Source organism: Micropruina glycogenica, from assembly GCF_900289045.1.
In the GTDB taxonomy this organism is placed as follows: Bacteria; Actinomycetota; Actinomycetes; order Propionibacteriales; family Propionibacteriaceae; genus Micropruina; species Micropruina glycogenica.
On sequence record NZ_LT985188.1, the window covers coordinates 1,451,797 to 1,477,397 of the forward strand.

Annotated in this window: 22 protein-coding genes; 5 read left to right on the top strand and 17 right to left on the bottom strand. The window is 68.5% G+C overall.

Annotated features, from left to right (window positions below; genetic code table 11):
- Position 1 precedes the first annotated feature (1 nt).
- Positions 2-1,363 (bottom strand): cryptochrome/photolyase family protein, encoded by a 1,362-nt coding sequence (locus MPLG2_RS06690; protein WP_105185456.1) that lies wholly within the window; start codon positions 1,361-1,363, stop codon positions 2-4.
- Between the two features lie 290 nt (positions 1,364-1,653).
- On the opposite strand from MPLG2_RS06690, the gene MPLG2_RS06695 reads away from it, so the two are divergent.
- Entirely contained in the window at positions 1,654-2,970 is a 1,317-nt protein-coding gene (locus tag MPLG2_RS06695; protein WP_105185457.1) for a family 4 glycosyl hydrolase, read from the top strand.
- Positions 2,971-3,054: 84 nt separating this feature from the next.
- Here the strand turns inward: MPLG2_RS06695 and MPLG2_RS06700 are convergent, their stop codons facing one another.
- The 3 genes from MPLG2_RS06700 to MPLG2_RS06710 all read right to left on the bottom strand — a co-directional run bounded on the left by MPLG2_RS06700 (position 3,055) and on the right by MPLG2_RS06710 (position 6,189).
- Positions 3,055-4,143 carry a DNA glycosylase AlkZ-like family protein gene (locus MPLG2_RS06700; protein WP_105185458.1) on the bottom strand — a complete coding sequence of 363 codons (1,089 nt, stop codon included), beginning with the start codon at positions 4,141-4,143 and terminating at the stop codon, positions 3,055-3,057.
- The gene (locus tag MPLG2_RS06705) at positions 4,140-4,532 is read right to left on the bottom strand and encodes a VOC family protein (protein ID WP_105187523.1); all 393 of its coding nucleotides are present in this window, start codon (positions 4,530-4,532) and stop codon (positions 4,140-4,142) included. Before MPLG2_RS06705 ends, MPLG2_RS06700 begins: the two co-directional genes overlap by 4 nt.
- 301 nt (positions 4,533-4,833) lie before the next feature.
- Complete coding sequence (locus MPLG2_RS06710) at positions 4,834-6,189, bottom strand: replication-associated recombination protein A (protein ID WP_408632050.1); 1,356 nt, start codon at positions 6,187-6,189, stop codon at positions 4,834-4,836.
- 177 nt (positions 6,190-6,366) lie between these two features.
- On the opposite strand from MPLG2_RS06710, the gene MPLG2_RS06715 reads away from it, so the two are divergent.
- Positions 6,367-7,035: a PadR family transcriptional regulator gene (locus MPLG2_RS06715; RefSeq protein ID WP_105185459.1), complete on the top strand. Its 669-nt coding sequence runs from the start codon at positions 6,367-6,369 to the stop codon at positions 7,033-7,035.
- A gap of 284 nt (positions 7,036-7,319) precedes the next feature.
- On the opposite strand, the gene aspS is transcribed toward MPLG2_RS06715, so the two are convergent.
- Positions 7,320-9,107 (bottom strand): aspartate--tRNA ligase, encoded by a 1,788-nt coding sequence (gene aspS / locus MPLG2_RS06720; protein ID WP_105185460.1) that lies wholly within the window; start codon positions 9,105-9,107, stop codon positions 7,320-7,322.
- Between the two features lie 351 nt (positions 9,108-9,458).
- The gene (locus tag MPLG2_RS06725) at positions 9,459-10,085 is read right to left on the bottom strand and encodes an alpha-ketoglutarate-dependent dioxygenase AlkB (RefSeq protein ID WP_105185461.1); all 627 of its coding nucleotides are present in this window, start codon (positions 10,083-10,085) and stop codon (positions 9,459-9,461) included.
- Between the two features lie 83 nt (positions 10,086-10,168).
- Between MPLG2_RS06725 and MPLG2_RS06730 the strand changes: the two genes are divergently transcribed.
- Together MPLG2_RS06730 and MPLG2_RS06735 are read left to right on the top strand one after the other, a co-directional pair.
- The gene (locus MPLG2_RS06730) at positions 10,169-10,531 is read left to right on the top strand and encodes an ArsR/SmtB family transcription factor (RefSeq protein ID WP_105185462.1); all 363 of its coding nucleotides are present in this window, start codon (positions 10,169-10,171) and stop codon (positions 10,529-10,531) included.
- Positions 10,528-11,031, top strand: a complete 504-nt coding sequence (locus MPLG2_RS06735) for an SRPBCC domain-containing protein (RefSeq protein ID WP_105185463.1) — start codon at positions 10,528-10,530, stop codon at positions 11,029-11,031. The genes MPLG2_RS06730 and MPLG2_RS06735 overlap by 4 nt, the downstream gene beginning before the upstream one ends.
- A 64-nt stretch (positions 11,032-11,095) precedes the next feature.
- Here the strand turns inward: MPLG2_RS06735 and hisS are convergent, their stop codons facing one another.
- A complete protein-coding gene (gene hisS, locus MPLG2_RS06740; protein ID WP_105185464.1) occupies positions 11,096-12,427 on the bottom strand; it encodes a histidine--tRNA ligase in 1,332 nt (443 codons plus the stop codon).
- Entirely contained in the window at positions 12,424-13,170 is a 747-nt protein-coding gene (locus tag MPLG2_RS06745) for an MBL fold metallo-hydrolase (protein WP_231935886.1), read from the bottom strand. Before MPLG2_RS06745 ends, hisS begins: the two co-directional genes overlap by 4 nt.
- 8 nt (positions 13,171-13,178) lie before the next feature.
- Here MPLG2_RS06745 and MPLG2_RS06750 point away from each other — a divergent pair, with 8 nt between their 5' ends.
- Entirely contained in the window at positions 13,179-14,429 is a 1,251-nt protein-coding gene (locus tag MPLG2_RS06750; protein ID WP_105185465.1) for a DUF349 domain-containing protein, read from the top strand.
- Positions 14,430-14,571: 142 nt separating this feature from the next.
- Here the strand turns inward: MPLG2_RS06750 and MPLG2_RS06755 are convergent, their stop codons facing one another.
- The 9 genes from MPLG2_RS06755 to ruvC all read right to left on the bottom strand — a co-directional run bounded on the left by MPLG2_RS06755 (position 14,572) and on the right by ruvC (position 25,081).
- Positions 14,572-15,924: an alkaline phosphatase gene (locus tag MPLG2_RS06755; protein ID WP_105185466.1), complete on the bottom strand. Its 1,353-nt coding sequence runs from the start codon at positions 15,922-15,924 to the stop codon at positions 14,572-14,574.
- A 163-nt stretch (positions 15,925-16,087) separates the two neighbouring features.
- On the bottom strand, positions 16,088-18,310 hold the full coding sequence (locus MPLG2_RS06760; RefSeq protein ID WP_408632061.1) for a RelA/SpoT family protein: 2,223 nt from the start codon (positions 18,308-18,310) through the stop codon (positions 16,088-16,090).
- A gap of 376 nt (positions 18,311-18,686) precedes the next feature.
- Complete coding sequence (locus MPLG2_RS06765; RefSeq protein WP_105185467.1) at positions 18,687-19,226, bottom strand: adenine phosphoribosyltransferase; 540 nt, start codon at positions 19,224-19,226, stop codon at positions 18,687-18,689.
- A 3-nt stretch (positions 19,227-19,229) separates the two neighbouring features.
- Positions 19,230-20,435, bottom strand: a complete 1,206-nt coding sequence (gene secF, locus MPLG2_RS06770) for a protein translocase subunit SecF (RefSeq protein WP_105185468.1) — start codon at positions 20,433-20,435, stop codon at positions 19,230-19,232.
- Positions 20,435-22,225, bottom strand: a complete 1,791-nt coding sequence (gene secD / locus MPLG2_RS06775; RefSeq protein ID WP_105185469.1) for a protein translocase subunit SecD — start codon at positions 22,223-22,225, stop codon at positions 20,435-20,437. The genes secF and secD overlap by 1 nt, the downstream gene beginning before the upstream one ends.
- Before the next feature lie 20 nt (positions 22,226-22,245).
- The gene (yajC, locus tag MPLG2_RS06780; protein ID WP_158680931.1) at positions 22,246-22,695 is read right to left on the bottom strand and encodes a preprotein translocase subunit YajC; all 450 of its coding nucleotides are present in this window, start codon (positions 22,693-22,695) and stop codon (positions 22,246-22,248) included.
- 231 nt (positions 22,696-22,926) lie between these two features.
- Complete coding sequence (ruvB, locus tag MPLG2_RS06785; protein ID WP_105187527.1) at positions 22,927-23,937, bottom strand: Holliday junction branch migration DNA helicase RuvB; 1,011 nt, start codon at positions 23,935-23,937, stop codon at positions 22,927-22,929.
- A 20-nt stretch (positions 23,938-23,957) separates the two neighbouring features.
- On the bottom strand, positions 23,958-24,557 hold the full coding sequence (ruvA, locus tag MPLG2_RS06790; protein WP_105185471.1) for a Holliday junction branch migration protein RuvA: 600 nt from the start codon (positions 24,555-24,557) through the stop codon (positions 23,958-23,960).
- On the bottom strand, positions 24,554-25,081 hold the full coding sequence (ruvC, locus tag MPLG2_RS06795) for a crossover junction endodeoxyribonuclease RuvC (RefSeq protein WP_197710157.1): 528 nt from the start codon (positions 25,079-25,081) through the stop codon (positions 24,554-24,556). Before ruvC ends, ruvA begins: the two co-directional genes overlap by 4 nt.
- Positions 25,082-25,601: the final 520 nt, after the last annotated feature.

Below are 25,601 nucleotides of genomic sequence, written 5' to 3' on the forward strand. Positions count from 1 at the left end.
CTCAGCCGGCCTTGGCGGCCGCCAGCCGGTCGAGGGCCTCGCGGCGCTGTTCGGCGTGGTCGACGATGCGCTGCGGGTAGTCGTGGGCGTAGCCGTCCGGTTGCTGCCAGGGTTCGTGGGCGTCGGCACCGTCCAGATGCCGCAGTTCGGGCACCCAGCGGCGCACGTAGCTACCGTCGGGGTCGAACTTCTGGCCCTGGGTGACGGGGTTGAACACCCTGAAGTAGGGCGCGGCGTCGGTGCCGGTGCCGGCCACCCACTGCCAGCCGTGGTTGTTGGACGCAAGGTCGCCGTCGATCAGGTGGTTCAAGAAGTGTTTGGCACCGGCCGGCCACCACACGTGAAGGTCTTTGGCAAGAAAGCTGGCGGTGACCATGCGCACTCGGTTGTGCATCCAGCCCATGGCCAGCAGTTGGCGCAAACCCGCGTCGACGAACGGGTAGCCCGTGCGACCCTGCCGCCAGGCCTCGATCAGGTCGGGGTCGTCGTCGTAGGCCATCGCTCCGAGGTCGCCGCGCAGGTCGTGCCACAACGAGTCGGGGTTGTGGTGCAGCACGTCGGCGTAGAACTCGCGCCAGGCCAGCTCGGTGCCGTAGCGGTCGGCGCCCTTGGCGCTTCGGCCGACGAGATCGGCCAGCAGCGTGCGCGGGTGCACCACACCGAACTTCAGGTAGGGCGAGAGCCTTGACGTGCCGTCGCGGTCCGGACGGTCGCGGTCGGCGGCGTAGTGGGCTAGACCGTCGTCCAGAAAGTCGTGCCAGCGCTGCATCGCAGCCTGCTCCCCCGGTTCGGGCAGGTCGGGCAGTCCGTCGGCGGTGGCGGCGTCGTCGAGGGTGGCCCAGGCGGTGTCGTCCGACTCGGCGTGAGCGAAGGTGAGGCCCTTGGGTTCGAGGGACGGCCCGCGCCAGCCGTGCTCGCGCCAGGCCCGTGAGAACGGTGTGAAGACGCGGTAGGGGTCGCCTTGGGCGTTGCGTACACGGCCGGGGGTGACGGCGTAGGGACTGCCGGTTTCGACCCAGCCGACACCGTCGTTGGCCAGCGCTGCTCGCACGCGGGCGTCGCGGGCGGCGCCGTCGGGTTCGGTCTCGGTGCTCACATGGACGGACGTGGCCCCGACTTCTTTCGCCAGCGCAGCAATGATGTGTTCGGGCTTGCCGTGGCGCAGGCACAGCCGTCCGTCGTAGCTGTCGTCGAGCGCGCGCAGGGTTCTGGCCAGCCAGGCCTGCCGCACCGGCCCCGCCGAGTCGTAGATGGCCGGGTCGAGCAAGAACACCGGCAGCACCTCGCCGTCGGCGTGCGCGGCGGCCAAGGCCGGATGGTCGGCCCGGCGCAGGTCACGGCGCAGCCACAGAATACTGGTCATGCACCCGATCGTGGCATGCCGAGCCTCGGGTCCGAACCCCCCGCAAGGTGTGATCCGGATCAGGGGACGGTTCTACCTCTGGCTCAGGGGACGGTTCTACTTCTGGTTCAGGGGACGGTTCTCGTTTGGTTCAGGGGACGGTTCTTGCTCTGGGTCAGGGAACGGTTCTCTTGATCCGGATCTGAAATGAGCCAGATGTAGAACCGTCCCCTTTCCGGCTCATCCGCCGACACCCGACCTGACGCGGCTGGAGCTTGAAGACAACGCCACCGACCCGAAAGGCTGGGCACGTGAAGCTCACCATCGTCGGCGGCGGCGGATTTCGGGTGCCGCTGGTGCACGCCGCACTGCTGGCCGACGACCTGATCGACGAGGTCGTGCTCTTCGACACCGACCCCGACCGGCTGGCCGTGATCGACCGGGTGCTGACCGCCCAGAGCCGACCTGACACCGAACTGCGCCACCGCACGTCCACCGACCCTGCCGAGGCCTTGGCCGGCGCCGACTTCGTGTTCTCGGCCATGCGAACCGGCGGCACCGCCGGCCGCGTGCTCGACGAGCGCATCGCCGCCCAGCACGGCGTGATCGGGCAAGAGACGATGGGCGCGGGGGGCATCAGCTACGCGCTGCGCAGCATTCCGGCGTCGCTGCGCCTGGCCCGCACCGTCGCCGAGGTGGCCCCCGGTGCCTGGTTGATCAACTTCACCAACCCGGCCGGCATGGTCACCGAAGCCCTGTCAGCGGTGCACCCGCGGGTGGTCGGCATCTGCGACTCCCCCATCGCCCTGGCCCGGCGCGCCATCGACGCCCTGGCCCTCGATCCCGCCCGCACCCAGATCGACTACGTCGGGCTGAACCACCTGGGCTGGCTCACCGGCCTGCAGCACGAGGGCGTCGACCGGCTGCCCGAACTGATCGCCGACCCCGCGAGGCTGGCGTCGATCGAAGAGGGACGGCTGTTCGGCGCCGAGTTGATCGGCGATCTGGGTGCCCTGCCCAACGAGTACCTGCACTGGTTCTACTATCGGCGCGAGGCACTGGCGGCCGGCGGATCGGGACGCGGAGCGTTTCTGGCCGAGCAGCAGGCCCGCTTCTACTCCTGCTGCCCCGCCGACCCGTCCTCGGCCCTGGACGCGTGGAACGCCACCCGGCTGGAGCGCGAACAGACCTACGGCGCCGCCAATCGGGCGGCGGCCGGCGGGTTCGAGCGGGCCGAAACCGATCTCGTCAGCGGCGGGTACGAAGGGGTCGCACTCGCGATCATGCGAGCCATCGCGCGCGACGAGCCGTCCACCCTGGTTCTCAACACGCCCAACGCCGCGCGGCTCGCTGAACTGCCCGACGACGCGGTGATCGAGGCCCCCTGCCGCGTGGACGGCTCGGGCGTGCAACCGTTGCCCCAGTCACCGCTGCCCGCCCACGCCCGCGGGCTGATGACCACCGTGAAGCAGGTCGAACGGTGGACGATCGAGGCCGCCACCACCGGCTCTGCGGCCGCTGCCCGGCTGGCGCTGACGCACCACCCGCTGGTCGACTCGGCGGCGGTCGCTTCGGCCCTGCTGGCCGACTACCGGGCCGCGTTCGGCGAACTCGATTACCTGCGCTGACCGAAGCAGTACCGCGTCCGAGCAGGGCGTCGAGGCGCCGGGTGTCCACGCACGACCGTCGGCCGGCATTCTCGCCAATGACTCTTACGCGGCCACTGTCACCTTCGCCGCCCCCAGCCGCTCACCGGCGACCCGCAACGCGTCGATGGGCGCCTCGCCATCGCCTCCCCAATCGACCTCGATGCCGGCTTTCGAGCGCTTCCAGGTGCCTACCGCTCGGCCGCCCACGAGCACCAGGCCGACGCCCTTGGTGGCGGCCGGACGCAGCGCCGGCGGCACGATCGACTCATCGGCGGTCCCCGCGCCGACCACCCATTGGTCGTAGCCGGGCAGCAGCAGCGTCCTCGGGTCCGTGGCCGTCGCTCGCAGCTCGTCCAGGTGTTCGCTACCCACCAGGGCGGGCCGACCGTCGACGTGCACCTCGGTCAACTGTGGACGCACCTGGTCGAGCCACCCGTCGATGCGCCGCCGGCCACCGCTCAGGCCCCCGCCCAGCCAGTACTGCAGGTGCGCCGCCGTGGCCGGACCGTAGCCGTCGAGGTAGGCGAGCACGGCCCGCGGGCCCGCCTCGCGCAAGGGCATCAGCCCCGGCCAGTGCGGGTTCGACGCCAGAGCCTGAAAGGTGACCACCCGGTCGACGGACGGCCCGAAGCACAGGTCGCCCTGCCACATGAAGGGCTTCAGCAGAGTCCAGTTCTCACCGGTGAACTCGGGTTCGAGATGCGCGAACCGGGGCTCAGCGGCGACCGCCTCGGCCAGCTCGGCCCAGGTCGCCGGGCTGCACGCCCGCTCGCGCACGACGGCTCGCAACGCGGGCCAGTCGTCCGGCTGAAGTCGGTAGTGAGTGCGCCAGCTCGTCAGTTCCCACTGCCGGCCGGCGCAGCGCACGGCCAGGTGAACGGCCGCCTGCTCCGGGGTCATCAGATGCGTGGCACCCCGAAAGCTGAATGTCTTGATCAGCCGTCCGTCGGCGAGGGCGGCCGCGACCATTCCCGCGCCGGGGTCGGGTTCGAGCCGTACCCGAATCGACAGCTCGGGGTCGCCCGAACCGGTCGGCGTGGCCGGCACGGCGATCAGCCGCTCGACGACCTGATCGACGCGGTCGGCGCGGGCACCGGTCAGAAAGTGCCGTTGCAGCCGCCATGCGAGTGCCTGGTCGGCGCTGATCCTCATGACGGCTGCGCCGCCTCGTCCAATGAGCGCAGCATGCAGAACTCGTTGCCTTCCGGATCGGCGAGCACCACCCAGCCGCCACCGTCCGACCTGCGAAGGTCCGCCACCTGGGTGGCGCCCAACGCCAGCACGCGCTCGACCTCTGCGTCGCGGCTGCCCGCGCGCGGCCGCAGGTCGAAGTGCAGCCGGTTCTTCACCGCCTTGGGCTCGGGCACCTCGATGAACAGCACCGAATGCCCGGTGTCAGCATCGAGGATCAGGCACTCCTCATGACCTGGCTCGTTGGGGTCGTCGGGCACCATCGAATAACCCAGCACCCCACGCCAGAACTCCGACAACTCATAAGCGTTGGCGCAGTCGACCGAGGTGTGTGACACGAAGCTCGTCATGGGGTCATCAAACCCACCGATGGTCGCGCCGTCGAGACCCGAACCCAACCGGGACCTGCAAGGGAAGGCTCGAAGGAAACATCGATCATCGGTGGTCGGGCTCGTCGAGACCCGTCGTGGCAAGGGGTTTCGACACGCTCAACCAGCGGGATCAGTGTTCGCCCAATGGGGTGGCGAGCTCAAGCCTCGACGAATATCGACCGCAGATCGCGACACTCAAGCGGAGCGTCAACAGACGCAACCGAGGCGATGGATCACACACGCCGTGGGGACGAGGTCGCCGAGCAGCCCAACGACTGAATCAAGTCGCGGGCCGTCCCAACAAGTCGTCGAGAGTGGCCATGCGTGCGGCCATACCGGCCTCGGCGCCGTGATCGGTGGGCACGTAGTAGCGGGCGTCGATCAACTCATCAGGCAGGTACTGCTGGGCGGCCACGCCGTGCGGATGATCGTGCGCGTACTGGTAGCCCTTGCCGTGGCCGAGCGCCTTGGCACCCGCGTAGTGCGCGTCGCGAAGGTGCGCAGGCACCTGCCCGATGCGGCCGGCGCGAACGTCGGCGAGTGCTCCATCGACGGCCATGATGACGGCGTTCGACTTGGGGGCCAACGCACAGGTGATCACCGCCTGGGCCAAGTTGAGCCGAGCCTCGGGCATGCCGATCAACTGAACGGCCTGGGCTGCCGCGACGCAGGTCTGCAGCACCTGGGGCGCCGCGAGCCCGATGTCTTCACTGGCTAGAATCACCAGCCGACGAGCGATGAACCGCGGGTCTTCGCCGGCCTCGAGCATGCGCGCGAACCAATGCAGCGCCGCCTGCACATCAGAGCCCCGCAGCGACTTGATGAAGGCGCTGATCACGTCGTAGTGCTGATCGCCGTCCCTGTCGTAGCGGACGGCCGCCCGATCGACCGCCCGGCTGATCTGGTCGGGAGTGATGTCGGTGGCGCCGTCGGCACTGGCTCCGGCCGCCGACTCTTCCAGATAGGTGAGCAGCCGACGGGCGTCGCCCCCGGCGAGCCGCAGCAGGTCGGCGCGTCCCTCGGCACTCAGGGTGACCCGTCCGCCCAGTCCGCGTTCGTCGGTGAGCGCCCGGTCGAGCAGCACACCCAGGTCGGCGTCGGTGAGCGGTTTGAGGGTCAGCAGCAGCGAACGCGACAGCAGGGGTGCGATCACCGAGAACGACGGGTTCTCGGTGGTCGCAGCGATCAGCGTGACCAGGCGATTCTCGACCGCCGGCAGCAGTACGTCTTGTTGCGCCTTGTTGAACCGGTGTACCTCGTCGACGAACAGCACCGTCGAGCGACCTCGGGCGAGTTCTCGGCGGGCCACGTCGAGTTCGGCACGCACCTCTTTGACGCCGGCGGTCACCGCCGAGATCTCGACGAACCGGCGATTGCCCGTCTGCGACACCACGGCGGCGATGGTGGTCTTGCCGACACCGGGCGGCCCCCACAAAAACACCGACATCGCCGCGTCGCCCTCGGCCAGCCTGCGCAGCGGCGATCCGGCCTTGAGCAGATGCTGCTGCCCGACGATCTCGTCGACAGTGCGCGGCCGCATGCGCACCGCGAGCGGAGCATCGGCCCTCGACATGCTCAGCGAGCCGCCCCCCAGGTTCACCGCCGGAGCGTCGTCGTTGCCGAACAGGTCTTCCACCGCGCCGAGTCTACGGGCGCAGGACGATGCGTCCGAAAACTGCGCGCCCGTGAGCTCAAACCACCGCGACACGCCGTGTTGGCCCGCACGGGCGCGCAGTTTTCGACAGCACTTGCGTTCCGAACAGTCTCGATATATCGTTGATGCAACGTAAGACTTACGAAAGGAGTTCCGATCATGAGGAACGACAACACGTTCAACGAGAACGGTCCGCGCCAGAGTCGCGGACATCACGGACGCCCGCAGCGCGGTGCGTTCGGCGAAGGCCACAACCGCGGCGGCTTCGGCCCCGGCTTCCCCTTCGGCGGCCCCGGCTTCGGTGGCCCGATGGGTCCGTTCGGCGGCCCCGGCGGTCGTCGTGGCGGACGCGGCCGGGCCCGGCGCGGCGACGTTCGGCAGGCCGTGCTGGCCCTGCTGGCAGATGAGCCGCTCAACGGCTACCAGATGATCCAGAAGCTGGCCGAGCACACCGAGGGCGGTTGGAAGCCGTCCCCCGGCGCGATCTACCCGGCGCTGGCCCAGCTCGAAGACGAGGGTCTGATCGAGCAGTTCGACAACGAGGGCACCAAGGCCTACCGGCTCACCGAGGCGGGTCAGTCCGCCGCCGGCGAGATCGGCCAGAAGCCGTGGGAGACCTTCAACGCCGAGAACGCGCCGCTGCACCCCGAGGCGATGAAGGCGATGTGGAGCGAGTTCCGCGGGCTGGCCATGGCCGCCCAGGAACTGACCCGCAACGGCAGCCAGGCCCAGCAGGAGCGCGCCAGTCAGTTGCTGGCCGAGACCAAGCGCAAGCTGTACGGCCTGCTGGCCGACAGCGACGTGCACAACGGCGACGACCTGCGCTGACGCTTCCAGCAAACGAAGGGCCGCCCGATCGTTCGGGCGGCCCTTCTGCGTCGCCGTGGCTGCGCGGGCTGATCGACAATCAGGTGCCGGTCATCCCGGCAGACGCCGGGATCTGCCGCCACCCGGGGTCTCCGCAATCGTGCCATTCGAGATACCCGGGGCAAGCCCGGGATGACGAACCGTCAGCCTCGGCAAGCCCGGGATGACGAACCGTCAGCCTCAGCAAACCCCGGACGACGAGCGTCGGGGTCGGCACCTCAGATCCCCCTCCGCCGCGATCGTGCCTAGCCCTGCGACACGGCAGCCGGTGCGGCGGGCTTGGCGTCCACGCCGGCCTCCTTGCGCTGGGCCTGCGTGATGGGGGCCGGAGCGCCGGTCAACGGGTCGTAACCGCCGCCGCTCTTGGGAAAGGCGATCACGTCGCGAATCGAATCCGACTTCGACAGCAGGGCCACGATGCGGTCCCAGCCGAAGGCGATGCCACCGTGCGGGGGCGCGCCGAACTTGAACGCGTCGAGCAGAAAGCCGAACTTCTCCTGCGCCTCGTCCTGCCCCAGACCCATCACTGCGAAGACCCGCTCTTGAACGTCGCGGCGGTGAATACGGATCGAGCCTCCGCCGATCTCGTTGCCGTTGCAGATCATGTCGTAGGCCCACGCCAGCGCGTTACCGGGGTCGGTGTCGAAGGTGTCCAGATCCTGCGGCGAGGTGAACGCGTGATGGACGGCCGTCCACGCGCCGGCGCCGACCGCGACGTCGCCCTCGGCGACGGCCTCGCCGGTGGGCTTGAACAGCGGCGCGTCCACCACCCACAGGAACGACCAGGCGTCGTCGTCAACGAGGTCGCAGCGTTTGGCGATCTCGTTGCGGGCGGCACCCAGCAGGTTCTGCGAAGCGGTCTTGGCGCCGGCGGCGAAGAACACGCAGTCACCCGGGTTCGCACCCACCGCCGCAGCCAGCCCTTCGCGCTCGGCCTCGGAGATGTTCTTGCTGACCGGGCCGCCCAGTTCGCCGTCGTCGGCGATCGTGACGTAGGCCAGCCCGCGGGCACCGCGCTGCTTGGCCCACTCCTGCCAGGCGTCGAAGGTGCGCCGCGGCTGGGACGCCCCACCCGGCATCACCACCGCGCCCACGTACGGCGCCTGGAAGACCCGGAACGGGGTGTCGGCGAAGAACGCCGTCAGGTCGGTCAGCGGCACCTCGAAACGCAGGTCGGGCTTGTCGGAGCCGTACCGGTCCATCGCTTCGGCGAAGGTCAGCCGCGGGAACGGGGTGGGCAGGTCGACGCCGATCAAGGCCCAGATCTCCTTGGCCAGGGCCTCGCCGAGCTCGATCACGTCCTCCTGGGTCACGAAGCTCATCTCGATGTCGAGCTGGGTGAACTCGGGCTGCCGGTCGGCGCGGAAGTCCTCGTCGCGGTAGCAGCGGGCGATCTGGTAGTAGCGCTCCATGCCGGCCACCATCAGCAGCTGCTTGAACAACTGCGGCGACTGCGGCAGCGCGTACCACGAGCCGGGCGCGAGCCGTGCGGGCACGATGAAGTCGCGGGCGCCCTCGGGGGTGCTGCGGGTCATCGTCGGGGTCTCGATCTCGACGAAGTCGCGCGCGTCCAGCACCCGGCGGGCGGCGGCGTTCACCTTGGAGCGCAGCCGGATCGCCTTGGCCGGAGCCGGCCGGCGCAGGTCGAGGTAGCGGTACTTCAACCGCGCCTCTTCGCCCACGGTCACCCCCTCGTCGATCTGAAACGGCAACGGCGCGGACGGGTTCAGCACCTCGAGTTCGCGAATCGCCACCTCGACCTCACCGGTGGGCAGGTCGGGGTTGGCGTTGCCCTCGGGACGGGCCTCGACCACGCCGTCGACCTTGATGCAGTACTCGTTGCGCAGTTCATGGGCGCCGGACGCGGCCAGCACCTCGTCGCGGACGACGACCTGAACGACGCCCGAGGCGTCGCGTAGATCGATGAAGGCGACACCGCCATGGTCTCGGCGGCGGCCGACCCAGCCGGTGAGGGTGACGTCGGTGCCGATGTCGGAGGCACGCAGGGATCCGGCCTCGTGGGTGCGCAGCATGGCGATGTTCCTTTCTCTGTTCCCGCATAGACGGTGCGGGACACTCGTTCGAGTCTAGAGGCCACACGACCGGCCGTCGAAACGCCTTCGCCGGGGACGTGCGTGGCTGACTCGGGTGCCGCGTCTGGGAGCGATGCCCGAGCCGCCCACCTCCAGATCGCCCGGACGCTGGCGCGTCCTGCCGATCTTCCGACGCCCACCAACCTGCCCCGGGCATCGCTCCCCAGCCGCTTTGATCCTCCCCAGTCGTACTCCGCTTTCCACGACATGCTTGATTCGGTCACGACACCCACCCATCCAGACTCGGTGCGTGAGTGCACCGTCTGTGCGGGACGGAGGGAGTGGTGGGGACTAGAAAACGTTGAAGGGCCGGAACTGGACGCTGATGCGGGGGCCGACCGCCTTGGCGGTCTTCAGGATCGCGTGTTCCCAGGTGCGCTGGCACGAGCCGCCCATCACGATCAGGTCGCCGTGGCCGAGTGGGTGGCTGCTGTGCACCTGACCGCCGTTGGGGCGCAAAGACAGCTGCCGCGGCGCTCCGAACGACACGATGGCGACCATGGTGTCTTCGGTGCGGCTACGGCCGATGCGGTCGCCGTGCCAGGCCACCGAGTCACGTCCGTCGCGGTAGTAGCAGCACCCCGCGGTGACGAACTCTTCGCCCAGTTCGGCCGCGTAGTGGCGGTTTAACTCGTTGCGGGCGGCGGTCAGCGCCGCGTGCGGCAACTCGTCGCCGATGCCGTACTGATGCAGTAGCCGGGGCACGTCGACCACCCGGTCGTACATTTCGCGACGCTCGGCGTGCCACGGAATGTCGTGCACCAGCCGCGGAAACACCTGATCGGCGCCCCTGACCCAGCCGCGCGCGACGTCGACCCAGGCGCCGTCGCTGAGCGTCACCCGGCGCACCAGGCCCTGAAGGGACGGCACCTCGACCGCCGCGCTGGTGAACAACGATGCCTGGAAGTCCGTCGTCATGGTAGCCAGCATAGACCTGATTCGTACATTTGTACGAACACATCGCTTGACTCAACTAGTAACCATATGGTTACCATTTTCCCATGGACGTGTTCGCGGCACTGGCCGACCCGGTGCGACGTGACCTGCTGGCCAGGTTGAGCGCCGGGCCCATGCGGGTGGTCGACCTGGCCGCCGAGCTGCCAGTCTCGCGGCCGGCCGTGAGCAAGCACCTGCGCCTGCTCGGCGCGGCGGGCCTGGTCACCGCGACCCCGTCGGGGCGGGAGACCCGCTACGCCCTGCGCCGACGCGGGTTGGAACCGCTCAACGCCTACCTGGCCACGCTCGCCGTCCGCGCGCCCTTCGCCGAACACACTCTCGACGCGCTCGCCCTCGAGGTGCGGCGCACCGTGCGCGAGCGCCGTTCGGCCCCCGAAACCGCCAGCCCAACCAAGGAGACAGCATGACCACCGGTTTTCGCGAATACCGTGACGGCACCACCTACCTGGTGTTCCACCGCAGCTTCACCGCCCCGATCGCCGACGTCTGGGACTCGATCGTCGACCCCGAACGACTCAACCGCTGGTTCGGCCGCTGGACCGGCGACCCCGCGAGCGGCACGGTGCAGATCGAGTGGACGGCCGAAGAGGGCTCGCCCGTGGCCACCTACGCCATCGAGGTGTGCGAGCCACCCACACGGTTGCGGCTGCACAGCGTGCACGATGATCCGGCCGAGGTCTGGACCCTCGATCTGGGGCTCAGCGAAGCCGACGGCGTCACCACTCTTGCGTTCGCCCAACTGGTGGACGACCCCGCCGTGGTCACCGATGTCGGACCCGGTTGGCAGTACTACCTCGACCGCTTCGAGGTCGCCCGATCGGGCGGCGACGCCAACACCGTGAGGTGGGGCGACGACTACCTGAAATACGCCGCCCACTACGCCAAAGAGTTTGATGTGGAGGCATAGGCGAACGGGCAGAGATCCCAGCGTTTCGCTGGGATGACGAACTCCCACGGCGCACGCCGGGATCTCAACCCCCGCTGACCCCCGGACGACGATCGCCCTCGGGCGGCGTCCATGAGTCGGGATCGGCCGGCACCTGCTCGCCGGAGCGGATGTCTTTCACCTCGTTCGAGCTGAACCAGACGAACGGAATGCCCCGCCGGTCGGCGTAGCGGATCTGCTTGCCGAACCGGTCGGCCCTGGGCGCCACCTCGGTGGCGATGCCCCGAGCGCGCAGCTTCGCCGCGATCGCCACGGCGTCGGCCCGGGTCTCCTCTGCGTCCACGGCCACCAGCACGCAGCTCGGCACCGTCCTGGACGCGGTCAGCGCCCCCTTTGAGATGAGCGGCACCAGAATGCGGGTCACCCCGATCGACAGCCCGACGCCGGGGTAGCCGGTGCGGCCGTCGGACGCCAACGAGTCGTAACGCCCCCCCGAACAGATCGAGCCGAGGTGCTCGAAGCCCGTCATCTCGGTTTCGTAGACGGTGCCGGTGTAGTAGTCGAGCCCGCGGGCGATCTTGAGGTCGGCCACCAGTCGCCCGGGCACCGCGGCGGCCGCCGCGGCCACCAGGTCGGCCAACTGGGCCAGCCCCTCGTCCAGCAGTTCGTTCTCGACGCCCAACGCCCGAACCCGCTCCACGAACGACTCGTCGGCGGCCGAGATCGTCGCGAGTTCGAGACATTTGGCCGCCACCTGGTCGCTCAACCCGAGTTCACCGGTGAGCAGGTCGGCGACCGCCGCCGGCCCGATCTTGTCGAGCTTGTCGACCCGCTGCAGCACGGCCAGGTGATCGTCGATGCCCAGCCCGCGGTAGAAGCCCTCGGCCAGCTTGCGGTTGTTCACCCGCATCAGCACCGGCGGTACGCCGAAGTCTGTGTGCAGCCGCTCCAGCGCCTCGAGAATCACCAACGCCACCTCGACGTCGTGGTGCGCGGCCAGCGCGTCCTGGCCCACCACATCGATGTCGGCCTGCAGGAACTCGCGATACCGGCCCTCTTGCGGACGCTCGCCACGCCACACCTTCTGAATCTGGTAGCGGCGAAACGGAAAGCTCAGGTGCCCCGAGTTCTCGAGCACGTAGCGGGCGAACGGCACGGTCAGGTCGAAGTGCAGGCCCAGTTCGTCACGGTCGGCGATGCCCGCGCGCACCGACTGCAGCCGCTGCACCACGTAGATCTCTTTGTCGATCTCGCCCTTGCGCGCCAGTTGCGCCATCGGTTCGAGCGCCCTGGTCTCGATGGACCCGAACCCGTGCAGTTCGAACGTCTGCGCCAACGACGCGAGCACCCGCTGTTCGACGATGCGCCCCTCGGGCAGAAACTCGGGAAAGCCGCTCAGCGGCTTGGGACGGCTCATCGGATTCCACCTAGATAGTCGGCTTGCAGGTACGGGTTGGACGACCGCTCGGCCGCCATCAGGCTCTGCGGCCCGTGCCCCGGCAACAGCGCGGAGGTGTCAGACAGGCCGAGCACCGGGCCGCGCAGCGTGTCGAGCATCACCGCGTGATCGCCCCCGGGCAGGTCGGTGCGGCCGATCGATCCCGCGAACAACACGTCGCCGGTGAACACCACCTGGTCGGCGCGATCGTTGCCCGCCAGCCCGGTTCGCAGCATCACACAACCCGGACGATGCCCCGGCGCATGAATCACCTCGAAGCTCAGTCCGGCCACGTCCACGCCCTCGTCGAACAGTCGCAGGTCGGCGGGCTCGGCCAGCGGCTGGTCGCCGATCAGTTGCGCCAGCAGCGGCGCAACCTCGGGCCCGAGCCCGGCCGCCGGGTCGGTGAGCAGTTCGCGGTCGGCCACGTGAATCCACGCGGGCACGCCATACTCGTCGGCCAACTCTGCGGCCGAGGCGACATGATCGATGTGTCCGTGGGTCAGCAACACCCCGGCCGGGGTCAGGTCGTGTGCGCTCACCAGACGGCGCAGACCGTCGGCCGCACCCACCCCGGGATCGACGATCACGCAGTCACGACCGGCCGCGGTGGCGGCCACATAGCAGTTCGCCTGCCACGGGCCGCTGGGAAAACTGGCCAGAAACACGCGGGCCAGCCTATCGGCCGACTCGCCGGGCACGATCCACAAACCGGCGGTCATGAGGCAAGATGGTCGCCATGACTTCTTCCAGCCCGGCTGATTTCGGCCGCGTTGACCCCGACGGCACCGTCTACGTCCGCACCGCCGAGGGCGAACGCAGCGTCGGCCAGATACCCGATGTCACCGAAGCCGAGGCGCTGGCGTTCTACACCCGGCGGTTCGAGGCGCTGGATCTCGAGGTCAGTCTGCTGGAACGCCGCATCGCCTCCGGAGCCCTGTCACCCGACGAAGCCCGGCACAGCATCAACACCGTCACCGGCAACGTCACCGGCGCCAACGCGGTCGGCGATCTGGACGGCCTCACCACCCGGCTGCAGGCGCTGGCACCCGTGCTGGCCCAGGCCTCGGCCGAACGCCGTGCCGAGCGCGCCAAGCAGGCCGAGGCCACGAAGGCCACCAAAGAAGGCATGGTCGCCGAAGCCGAGCAGTTGGCGCTGAGCAACGACTGGCGCGGTGGCGTGAACCGGTTCCGGTCGCTGCTCGACGAATGGAAGGCGCTCCCCCGCATCGATCGGGCCACCGACGACGCCTTATGGCACCGGTTCTCGACCGCGCGCACCACCTACACCCGGCGCCGCAAGGCGCAGTTCGCCGAGCAGGCCGAAAAGCGTGAAGGCGCCCGGCAGCTCAAGGAACAGATCATCGCCGAGGCCCGTCCACTGGCCGAATCGACCGACTGGGGGCCCACCGCCGGCGCGTTCCGCGACCTGATGACGCGCTGGAAGGCCGCCGGGTCTGCCCCGCGCGAGGTGGACGACGCCCTGTGGGCCGAGTTCCGCGGGCTGCAGGACACGTTCTTCAACGCGCGTCAGTCGACGCTGTCGCAGCAGGACGAGGAGTTCAAGGCCAACCTCGACGCCAAAGAAGCCCTGTTGGCCAAAGCCGAGGCCGAGATCGTGCCGGTCACCGACCTGGACGCGTCGCGCAACGCCTTCAGAACCTTCCTGGAGCAGTTCAACGCCTTGGGCAAGGTACCCCGCGAGTCGATTCGTGGCCTCGACAATCGCGTGAGGGCACTCGAGACGGCGGTCAGGCAGGCCGAAGACGCCGAGTGGAAGCGCACCGACCCCGAGGCCCGGGCCCGCGCCGAAGAGACGGTGGCGATGCTCAGCAGCGAGATCGACAAGCTCAGCGAGAAGATCACCAAGGCCGAGGCCCGCGGCGACAAGAAGGCCGCCGACAAGGCCCGCGACTCGATCGCCACGTACCAGAGTTGGCTCGACCAGGCCCGCGAGACGCTCGCCGACTTCAGCCGTTGATCGACGGCGCCCTCGACGACAGGGCGCCCCATGAGAGATTGCGGCGTCCGCCGCAATGACGAAAACCGCACCCCGCACGTCCGACTCATGCAACGAACGGTCCGGCCCACCGTGGTGGCGGGCCGGACCGTTCGGGCTCAGGTCAGCGTCTGAAGCCCATCGCCTTCAGCACCGCGTCGTGCACCTGGGTGTTCTTGATGAAGCCGGCCAGGCGCTGCGCCCCCGGGCCCGAAGCCGTCACCGGGGTGGCAGCCCCGGTGTGACCGTTGGTGGTCCAGTCGGCCACCATCTTCAGGTTCGAGTGGGCGATCGCAACGGTGTCTTCGGACTGCTCGCCCGAGCCGTTCTCGTCGTTCGGGTCGACGTTCTCGATGGCCAGCCCGCCGGTCTCGTGGTCACCGACCACCAGCACGAGGGTGCCCGGCGTGCGGGCCGCGAAGTCGAGCGCGATCTTGACCGTACGGTCGAGTTCGGCTCCGGCCTTGATCATGAGCTTGGCGTTGCTGTGGTGCGCCATCTCGTCGATGCCCTCTTCTTCGATGAACAGGAAGAAGCCGTCACGATCGCGCGACAGCAGGTCGATCGCCTTCGTGGCCATCACGGGCAGCCGCACCGAGGGGTCGTACAGGTCGCCTTCACCCTCGTTGTGGTATTCGAACATCTCTTCGTTGGCGAACAGGCCGAGCACCTTGCCCTTGTTCACCTTGCCGAGTTCGGCGGCGTTGGTGACGTACTGGTACTTCAACTGCTTGGCGCGATCGACCAGGTTGCCCTTGGTGCCCTTGCTCTGCTCGGTGGGGTCGGTCGGCGGGTTGTCGGGCCAGGCGCCGGGGTTGCCGGCCGGGTACCACCAGTCCTCACCGCCGCCGAGCACCACGTCGACGCGGCTCTGTTCGATGATCTGGCGCGCGATCTCGCTCTGGTCCGACCGGTTGGCCACGTGCGCCGAGAACGCGCCGGGCGAGGCGTCGGTCACCTGGGCGGTGGTGACCAGTCCGGTGGACTTGCCGGCGGCCCGGGCCCGCTCCAGCAGGTTGGTCACCGGCTTGCCGTTGACGTCGACGCCGATCGCGCCGTTGTAACTGCGCACGCCCGTGGCGTAGGCGGTGGCTGCGGCCGCCGAGTCGGTGACGGCCTGTGCGGTGTCGGCCGAGTCGGTGTGCACCAGGCCGGTGACCTGCATCTTGTTCATCACCAGGTCGCCGTTCTGGCCCTTCAGCGCCAGCCTGAGCAGCTCGCGGTGGGCCACGCCCATGCCGTCGCCCTGAATGAAGATGACGTTGCGCGCCCGACCCTTGGTGTTGATGTCGTAGCCCGCAACCTCGGGGGTGTTCACCGACTCGGCGGTCAGCGTGACCGGCCGGTCGGCGACCCGTACCTGCGCCATTGACGCGCCCGAGACGGTCGACGCCAACAGGGCGGCCACCGCGACCGCCAGAACTCCCGTGGCTCGGCCCGCCAGTTGGGCAGGGTGGGTGTGCGAATGTTTGGGCATACTGCCTCCTTGGGGTGTTGCGACCTCTTCGTCGCTCCCGGGACTGTAACTTCACCCGCATCTTCGATCAACCACCCCGTTGGGTCGGCTTCGATCGAGACGCCTTGTTGGGTGGGCCCGAGCAACCCCGAACCCGAAGGTCTCGAGGGACGCCCGGCGCCGGTCAGTTCTTGACGCGGTTGGCCTCGTACACGCCGGGAATGCGCTTGAGCGCGTTGGTCAGCGACGCCAGGTGCGTCGGGTCGGGGGTTTCGAACTGCAGCCGCATGGTGAACACGCGGTCCTTGTTGGTGGTGGCCGACATCGACAAAATGTTGGAGTGATGCTCGGTCATCACCCGGCTCACGTCCGACAGCAGTCCGGCCCGATCGAGACCCTCCACGTGCAGCGCCACCAAAAAACTCGAATCGGCGGACGGCGTCGCCCAGTTCACCTGCACCAGTCGGTCGGGCTTCTGCCGCAGGTTCTCGGCGTTGGTGCAGTCGGCGCGATGTACCGAGACGCCCTCTTCGCGCGTGATGAATCCGATGATGTCGTCGCCCGGCACCGGCATGCAGCATTTCGCCAGCTTGACCCGCAGATCCGTGTGCCCCTCGACCACGACCCCGACGTCGTCGCTGCGTCGACTGGCCCGGCGCCGAGGGGTGGTGGTGATCGTCGAGTGGTCTTCGACGCTAGCCTCGGCGGCCTCTTCGGCGCCGCCTTCGGCGGCGATCAACCGTTCGACCACGGTCTGTGCGCTGACCGTTCCCTCGCCGATCGCGGCGTACAGGGCGGTGACGTCGGCCACCCGGAAATGCCTGGCCAGAGCCGCGACATGCTCGGCCGACAGCAGCCGGTGCACGGGCAGGCCCGTACGGCGCAGTCGCTTGGCCAGCGCCTCTTTGCCCTGCTCGATGGACTCTTCACGTCGCTCGCGCATGAAGTACTGGCGAATCTTGGTGCGGGCCCTGGGGCTGGCCACGAAGTTCAGCCAGTCGCGGCTGGGCCCGGCATTGGGTGACTTCGACGTGAGCACCTCGACCTGGTCACCGTTGTTCAACTGGTACTCAAGTGGCACCAGGCGCTGGTTCACCCGGGCACCGATGGTGCGGTGACCCACCTCGGTGTGCACCGCGTAGGCGAAGTCGACCGGCGTCGAACCGGCCGGCAACGAGATGACGTCGCCCTTGGGGGTGAACACGAAAACCTCGGTGGTGTTGATCTCGAAGCGCAGGGTGTCGAGAAAATCGGCCGGGTCTTCGGTTTCGCGCTGCCATTCGGTGATCTGCCGCACCCAGGACAGGTCGTTGCCCGAGCTGGGTGCCTTGCCCTCTTTGTACTTCCAGTGCGCGGCCACACCGTATTCGGCCTGGCGGTGCATTTCGTGGGTGCGAATCTGAAACTCCACCGGCTTGCTGTCCGGCCCCAGCACGGTGGTGTGCAGCGACTGGTAGAGGTTGAACTTCGGCATCGCGATGTAGTCCTTGAACCGGCCGGGCAGCGGGTTCCAGCGCGCATGCAGCACACCGAGGGCGCCGTAGCAGTCGCGCTGCGCGTCCACCAGAATGCGCAGGCCGACCAGATCGTAGATCTCGAAGAAGTCGCGGCCGCGCACCACCATTTTCTGGTAGATCGAGTAGTAGTGCTTCGGACGGCCGTACACCGTGGCCTTGATGCGGGCCTCGGCCAGGTCGTCCTTCACCTGGTCGATCACCTGACGCAGGTAGTTCTCACGCAGCGGCGCACGAGCGGCCACCATGCGCACGATCTCGTCGTAGATCTTCGGGTGCAGGGTGGCGAACGCGAGATCTTCGAGTTCCCACTTGATGGCGTTCATGCCCAGTCGGTGGGCCAGCGGGGCGAAGATCTCGAGCGTGTCGTTGGCGATGACGGCCTGTTTGTCTTGACGCAGAAAGCCCAGGGTGCGCATGTTGTGCAGCCGGTCGGCCAGCTTGATCACCAGCACCCTGATGTCGCGGCTCATCGCGAGCACCATCTTGCGCAGGGTCTCGGCCTTGGCCGACTCGCCGTAGGTGACCTTGTCGAGCTTCGTCACCCCGTCGACCATGGTGGCGACCTCTTGGCCGAAGTCGGCGGTCAGCTGCGCCATCGTGTACGAGGTGTCTTCGACCGTGTCGTGCAGCAGCGCGGCGCACAACGTCGTTTCGGTCATGCCCAGTTCGGCCAGAATCGTCGCGACCGCCAGTGGGTGGGTGATGTAGGGGTCGCCGCTCTTGCGGGTCTGGCCGGCGTGGTAGTGCTCGGCGGTGCGGTACGCGCGCTCGATGACGGCGATGTCGGCCCGCGCATGATTCGACCGCAGGGTCTTCACCAACGGATCCAGCACGGCCGCCTGCGAGTTCTTGGGGGCTCCGAGCCGGGCGAGTGCGTGCCGCATGCGCATGCGCGGCTGCTCGGCAGCGTTGCCCGGCTGGCTCAGCGCGCGCGGTTCACCCGGCAGGCCGTTACCTGCCCCGTACGGCCCATGCACGCTCTCAGTCAACCCGCTCCCCTTCGGCAGGTCTGCATCATACTGCCGCCACGACAGAGCCCCGTCGCCAGCGGCCTGCGCCCGACGGCCGTCGTCCCGGTCACCGACGGGCTCGCCCCGCACCGGGACCCCTGAGGAGTGATCTTCGACCCCGGGAGGCACGGCACGCCGTCATGCCGGCGAACGCCGGGATCTCACCCGCACGCACCGCACAACGCCGAGATTGCGGCGTCCGCCGCAATGACGAGCGATCTCCGCCCCCTCACCGGGCCGCGCTCAGCAGTGCGGCTCAGACGGTGACGACGGCCGAGTAGTTGTGGATGCCCAACTCGGCGAGCTTCTCGCGGCCCGGCAAGAAGCCGAGCTCCATCAATACCGCCACGTGCACCAGGTCGGCACCCAACCGGTGCACCAGAGCGGCTGTGGCGCCCACGGTGCCGCCGGTGGCCAGCACGTCGTCGATCACCAGCACGCGGGCGCCCGGCAGCACGGCGTCCGTCTTCACGGTGAGCGTCTCGTGGCCGTACTCGAGCGAGAACTGCTCGCTGTACAGCTCACCGGGCAGCTTGCCGGGCTTGCGCACGGGCACGAAGCCCGCCCCCAGTTCGAGCGCCACGGGCGCGGCCAGAATGAACCCGCGCGCCTCCATGCCCACCACCACGTCGATGTCGGGCGGCGCCAACGCGACCAGTGCGTTGATGGCCGCCCGCAGGCCCTTGGGCGAGGCCAGCAGCGGCGTGATGTCTTTGAACACCACACCCGGCTTGGGAAAGTCGGGAATGTCTTCGATCAGGTCGAGAACCAACTGGTGGTCATCGCTGAAGGTCACGGGTCACTTCTTTCGCTGGGCGCGGGTGCTGCGACTGGGCTGAACCCGGTTCTGCCGGGCCAGGTCGTTGGCGCTGACCAGACCGAGCCGTTCGGGCTCGATCTCGTCGACCTCGGCCAGCGGCCCGTCACCGTCGGTGATCACCACCGACTTCGACGTGGCCGCGGCCTTGTCTTTGACGGTGTGCCGCTCGGCCCGGCGGGCCAGCCGCTCGCGGTGCTCGCGCATCTCTGGCTCGGCCTCTTTGAGCTGCGCCAGCAGCGGCGCCGCGATGAAGATGGACGAGTACGCGCCGGCGATCATGCCCACCAACAGCGCAAGGCCCAGGTCTTTCAGCGGCCCCGTGCCCAGAATGAAGGTGCCGGCGAAGGTCAGCGCCGCCACCGGCAGCACGCCGATGATCGTGGTGTTGATCGACCGGATCAGCACCTGGTTGACGGCGGCGTTGGCTGCGTCGGCGTAGGTTATGCGGGTGTTCTTGATGTCGGCGGTGTTCTCGCGCACCTTGTCGAACACCACCACGGTGTCGTAGAGCGAGTAACCCAGAATCGTGAGCACACCGATCAGGGTGGCGGGGGTCACGGTGAAGCCCACCAGGGCATAGATGCCAATGGTGATGATCAGGTCGTGCAGCAACGCGACGATGGCAGCGATGGCCATCTTGAAGTTGCGGAAGTACGCCCAGATCAGCAGCGACACCAACACCAGAAAGACCGCGAGCGCGATCAGCGCCTGCTGGGTGATCATCGACCCCCACGACGCGCCGATCAGGCTGTAGCCGACCTCGTCGACGGCAATACCGCCGGACGCCGTTGCCAGCGCCTGCTTGACCTGGGTGACCTCGTCGACCGACAGCGATCGCGTCTGCACGCGCACCTGGTTGTCGCCGACCGAAATCACCTGAATGTCGTCGTTGTCGGGCAGGTTGAGCGCCTCGACCGCGCTGCGCATCTGGTCGGGGGTGCCCGCGCTCACGCTGACCGGCACGGTGAAGTCGGCGCCGCCCTTGAACTCGATGCCCAGATTCAGCCGCAGAATCGCCAACGCCAGAATCGAGATGGTCAGCAGCACGCCCGAGATGATGTACCAGCGCTTGCGGTTGCCGACGAAGTCGTACTCGACCTCGCCGGTGTACAGCTTGTGCGCGAAGCTCGCCTTCTTGACCTTCGGCTCGCCCGTCTTCTTGGGCTCGGTTGTCGCGGTGCTCATCACGCCTCCTCGGTCGTCGAGTCAGGGGTGGACGCCTTCGCTGCAGCGCTCTTGCCTGCCGCCGCCTTGCCCGCGGTGGCCGGAACCTTCGCCGCCTTGCCTGCGCCGGTGGCGGCGGCCCGACGGCGGCGGTGCAGCGGCGGTTGATGCCTGGCACCCAGATGGTCGGGTTCGAACCCCGAGAACTTGCGACCCTCGCCGAAGTAGCGGGTGCGTCCGAGCAGCGACACCAGCGGCTTGGTGAACCAGAACACCACCGCGATGTCGATCAGGGTGGTGAGGCCCAGCGTGAACGCGAAGCCGCGCACCGAGCCGATGGCCAGAATGAACAACACCACCGCAGAGAGCAACGACACACCGTCGGCGATCAGAATGGTCTGCCGCGACCGTTCCCAGCCGGTTTCGATGGCGCTGCGCAGTGACCGTCCGTCACGCACCTCGTCGCGAATGCGTTCGAAGTAGATGATGAACGAGTCGGCTGTGACGCCGATGGCCACGATCAGGCCCGCGACGCCGGGCAGGTTGAGCGCGAAGCCCATGGCTTGGCCGAGCAGCACCACGAGCGCGTAAGTGATGCCGAAGGCGACCACCAAGCTGCTGACCACCACGATGGACAGGGCGCGGTAGTACAGAATGCTGTAGGCCACCACGAGGGCCAGGCCGATGATGCCGGCGATGATGCCGGCTTCCAGTTGCTCGCCGCCTAATTTGGCCGACACGTTGTCGACGCTCGACACATCGAAGGCCAGTGGCAGGGCGCCGTACTTGAGCACGTTGGCCAATTGGGTGGCGCTGGCCTGGTTGAACGAACCCGAGATCTCGGCCCGTCCACCGGGAATGGCTGCGCTCACGTAGGGGCTGCTGATCACCGTGCCGTCGAGCACGATGGCGAACTGGTTCTGCGGGCTGGTCTTGGTCGAGATGGCCCGGGTGACCGTTTCGAACGTGGTGGCGGCGGTGCCGTTGAACTCGAGGTTGACCACCCAACTCACCCCGTTCTGGGGAATGCCGGCCTGAGCCGAGTTGAGGTCCTTGCCCGAGATCACCGCAGGCGAGAGCAGGTACTTGGTTGTGTGGCCCTCGTCGCAGGTGATCAGCGGCTGGTCGGACACGTCGGGGAACGGGTCGCCGCACTGAAAGTTCGTGTAGTCGCTCTGGTCGCGCTTACTCGGCGTCCAGTCGAGCACCTGCTGGGTGGTGGGCGGCGTGGCACCGGCGACCGTCGGCCGGGGGCTCGGAACCGGGGTCGGCAGTGCCGGCAGCGGCCGGGGGTTGGTGCTGGGCGAGGTGGTGGCACTCGGCACCGCCGATTCCGTGGGCTGAGCCGTCTCAGTGGCCGCGGGCTGGGTGGCCGCGGGCTCGGACGCGGCCTGGGTCGGCTCGACGCTCGGCTGCGCCGACGCCACCTGCTCGGAGGCGTACACCAGCCGGAAGTACAACTGGGCGGTCTGGCCCACCATGCGCACCAACTCGTCTTGCTGGACGTTGGGCACGCTCACGATGATCTGCCGGTCGCCCGAGGTGGTCACCTCGGACTCACCGACGCCGATGGCGTCGACGCGCTGCTGAATGATGGTGCGGGCCAGTTCGAGACTGGCCGGGTCGACCGCGCCCTCGCCGCTGGTGTTGCTGGCCGTCAGGGTGATGGTGGTGCCGCCGCGCAGGTCGAGCCCCAGTTTGGGGGTCCAGACGCCGCCGAGAGCCATCAGCCCGAACAGGCCGGCCGTGATCACCAGAAAGACGATCAGGGTTCTCAGGGGATGGCTGTGATGCCTACTTGTGGTTGCCACGTGCAGTTACGCCTCAACGGTCACTTCTGGGTGTTCTGGCCCGGCACGTCGTCGCTCGGCGGGTCGGCCGGGGCGTCGGTGAGCCGAGGGTCGTTGAAGTCCGACGGCTGGATGTTCTCGAACGGGTTGGGCTCGGCGGCCTCGTCGACCTCGTCGGCCTCGCGCTCGATGTGATCGGGCTCGGCGGCATCGTCGGCGTACTCGAACTCGTCGTCTTCGGGGGTCAGGGTCTTGACGATGGCCTGCTTGACCACGGTCATTTCGATGCCGGGGGCGATCTCGATGATGGCCTGGCGATCGCCAAGGTGGCGAATGGTGCCGAATACACCGGACGACAGCATGACGCGGGCGCCGGGGGCCAGGGCGTTGGTCATCTCTGCCTGCTTCTTGGCCCGCTTCTGCTGCGGACGAATCAGCAGAAAGTAGAAGGCGGCGCCCATCAGCACAAGCATCAGGACAGTGCTACCCATGTCACCCATGTGAGATTTCTTTCGTTAGAACGGCAAGACGGCGGCTGACCACCGACGCACAACTCTAGCCGAGGCGACCACAAAGCCCGATTCCGACGTACCGGCGGACGCCTGCTGCGTCGGCGGCGCTGCCGACGTTGCTCGCGTTCGCCCTCGTTGCTCGCGTTCGGACGCAGGCAACGTCGCTTTTCGCGAGCAACGTCGAATGGAGCGCCACGTGCGCACGCTCGGTCAGCCGCCGAACAGGTCGGGCTCGGCGCTGGCCGGCATGGTGAGCCCGAGGTGCGCCCACCCACGAGCGGTGGCCACGCGTCCGCGGGGTGTGCGCATCAAAAAGCCCTGCCGTACCAGGAACGGCTCGGCGACCTCTTCGACCGTCTCGCGTTCTTCGCCCACCGCCATGGCCAGCGTCGACAGCCCCACCGGGCCCCCGTTGAACCGCTCACACAGGGCCGACAACACCGAACGGTCGAGCCGGTCGAGGCCGAGTTCGTCCACCTCGTAGAGTTCCAGGGCCGCTGCTGCGACGGCGGGGGTCAGCAGGCCGTCCGCGCGTACTTGGGCGTAATCGCGGACGCGCCGCAGCAGCCGGTTGGCGATGCGGGGGGTGCCACGTGAGCGGGAGGCGATCACCTCGTCGGTGTCCGCGACCAAGGTGATGCCGAGCAGCCGTGCAGAACGGCGCACGATCGCGCGCAGCGAGTCCGTTTCGTAGAAGTCGAGCTGGCCGGTGAAGCCGAACCGATCGCGCAACGGGCCGGGCAGCAGGCCGGCGCGGGTGGTGGCGCCGACCAGCGTGAACGGCGGAATGTCCAGTGGAATCGCGGTGGCGCCCGGGCCCTTGCCCACCACCACGTCGACGCGGAAGTCCTCCATGGCCAGGTACAGCATCTCTTCGGCGGGACGGCTCATGCGGTGGATCTCGTCGAGAAAGAACACCTCGCCCTCGGTGAGGCCCGACAGAATCGCCGCGAGGTCGCCGGCGTGCTGAATGGCCGGGCCGGAACTGATTCGGATCGGCACGCCGAGTTCGGCGGCGATGATCATGGCCAGGGTGGTCTTGCCCAGCCCGGGCGGGCCCGACAGCAGCACGTGGTCGGGCACCGATCCGCGGTGGCGGGCGGCGTCCAACACCAGGCCGAGTTGGTCGCTGACCCGCGGCTGGCCGGCGAACTCGGCCAGGCTGCCCGGGCGCAGTGCCGACTCGGCGACGGTGTCGTCGTCGTGCTGGTGAGGATCCATCGGATCCTCGGCCGCGCGGGTCACTTGGCCAGGCTTCGCAGAGCGGCCCGCATCAACACGGCGACCGGAGTGGCGGGATCGGTTTCGACCATGCCCGCCACGTTGTCACACGCCCGGTCGGCGTCGCGCGCCGACCAGCCGAGGCCCTCGAGACCGCCCTTGACCTGTTCGCGCCAGTCGGGCGCCTCGGTGGTCGCCGGCAGCCCGCTGGTGGCGGCGAGGGCGTTGATCTTGTCTTTCAACTCGATGACCAGCCGTTGCGCGCCCTTGACGCCGATGCCAGGCACCTTGGTGAGTGCAGCGATGTTCTCGGCCGCGATCGCGGCGCGCAGAGCGTCGGGGCTGAGCACCGAGACCACGGCCTGGGCGATCTTGGGGCCGATACCGCTGGCCGACTGGACGAGTTCGAAGCAGTCGCGCTCGTCGGCCTCGGTGAACCCGTACAGGGTGAGCGAGTCCTCACGCACCACCAGCGAGGTGGCGAGCGTGGCGGGTTGGCCGAGCCGCACGGCGGCGGCGGTGGCCGGCGTGCACAGGGCTTTGACGCCGAACCCGTTCACGTCGAGCACCACATGGGTGGCACCGGCCGCAATGACCGTGCCGGTGAGCTGGGCGATCATGCGCCCCTCCTGCCCTGCAGGCGGCGGGCCTGATCGAGGGCGGCGGCCACCCTGGCCTGGCCCGCACCACGCCACAGGTGGCAGATGGCGAGCGCGACGGCGTCGGCGGCGTCCGCGGGTTTGGGCGCTTCGGCCAGCTTGAGCACCCGGGTGACCATGAGACCGATCTGAGCCTTGTCGGCGCGTCCAGACCCGGTGATGGCGGCCTTGACCTCACTGGGCGTGTGCTGGTGCACGGGCAGCTTGTGGCGGGCGGCGACCAGCATGGTGACGCCGGCGGCCTGCGCGGTGCCGATCACCGTCATGGTGTTGTGCTGGCTGAACACCCGCTCGACGGCGATCACCTCGGGCCGGTGCCGGGCCACCCACTGCTCCAGCTCGGTCTCGATGGCCAGCAGCCGCAGCGGCAGATCGGCGTCGGCCGGGGTGCGGATCACGCCTGCCTCGACCAGCACCGGCGGACGTCCGGGAGCCCCGTCGACCACGCCGACACCGCAGCGGGTCAGCCCCGGATCGACCCCCAGCACACGCATCGATAGGCACCTTCATCAGCCGAACAGATGTTCGGATACTACCGAACCTGGCGACCCCGTTCACGGACGCCACGCCCGTCATGGTGACCAGGGCCAGGCCAACGATCAGCAGGAGGACGACCCTCACGATCATCATCGGCGTCACATCGCCGCACGGCGTGATCTCGGATGCAGCCGAACGATAGGCAAGATCCCGACCTTCGTCGGGATGACGAGCGCAAAGGTCTCAACACGCTCGACCAACGAACCCGAACGGCAGGAGAGATCCGGACGTTCGTCGGGATGACGAGCGCATGGGTCTCAAGAGGCCGACCAACGAATCCGGACGATCCTCGACTGGCGACAGCAAACTCAAGGGTGAAGCGGAGCGGGGCCGCCCCCTGTCAGGGCGTCGTCGGGCGTTTGCGCACAGCGAGGCGCTAGCCAAGCAGTCCCGCAAGGGCGGGACAGGGGCGGACCCGCTCCGCGGCGACACGCTCGACCGCCGGGTCTCGACAGGCTCGACCAGCGG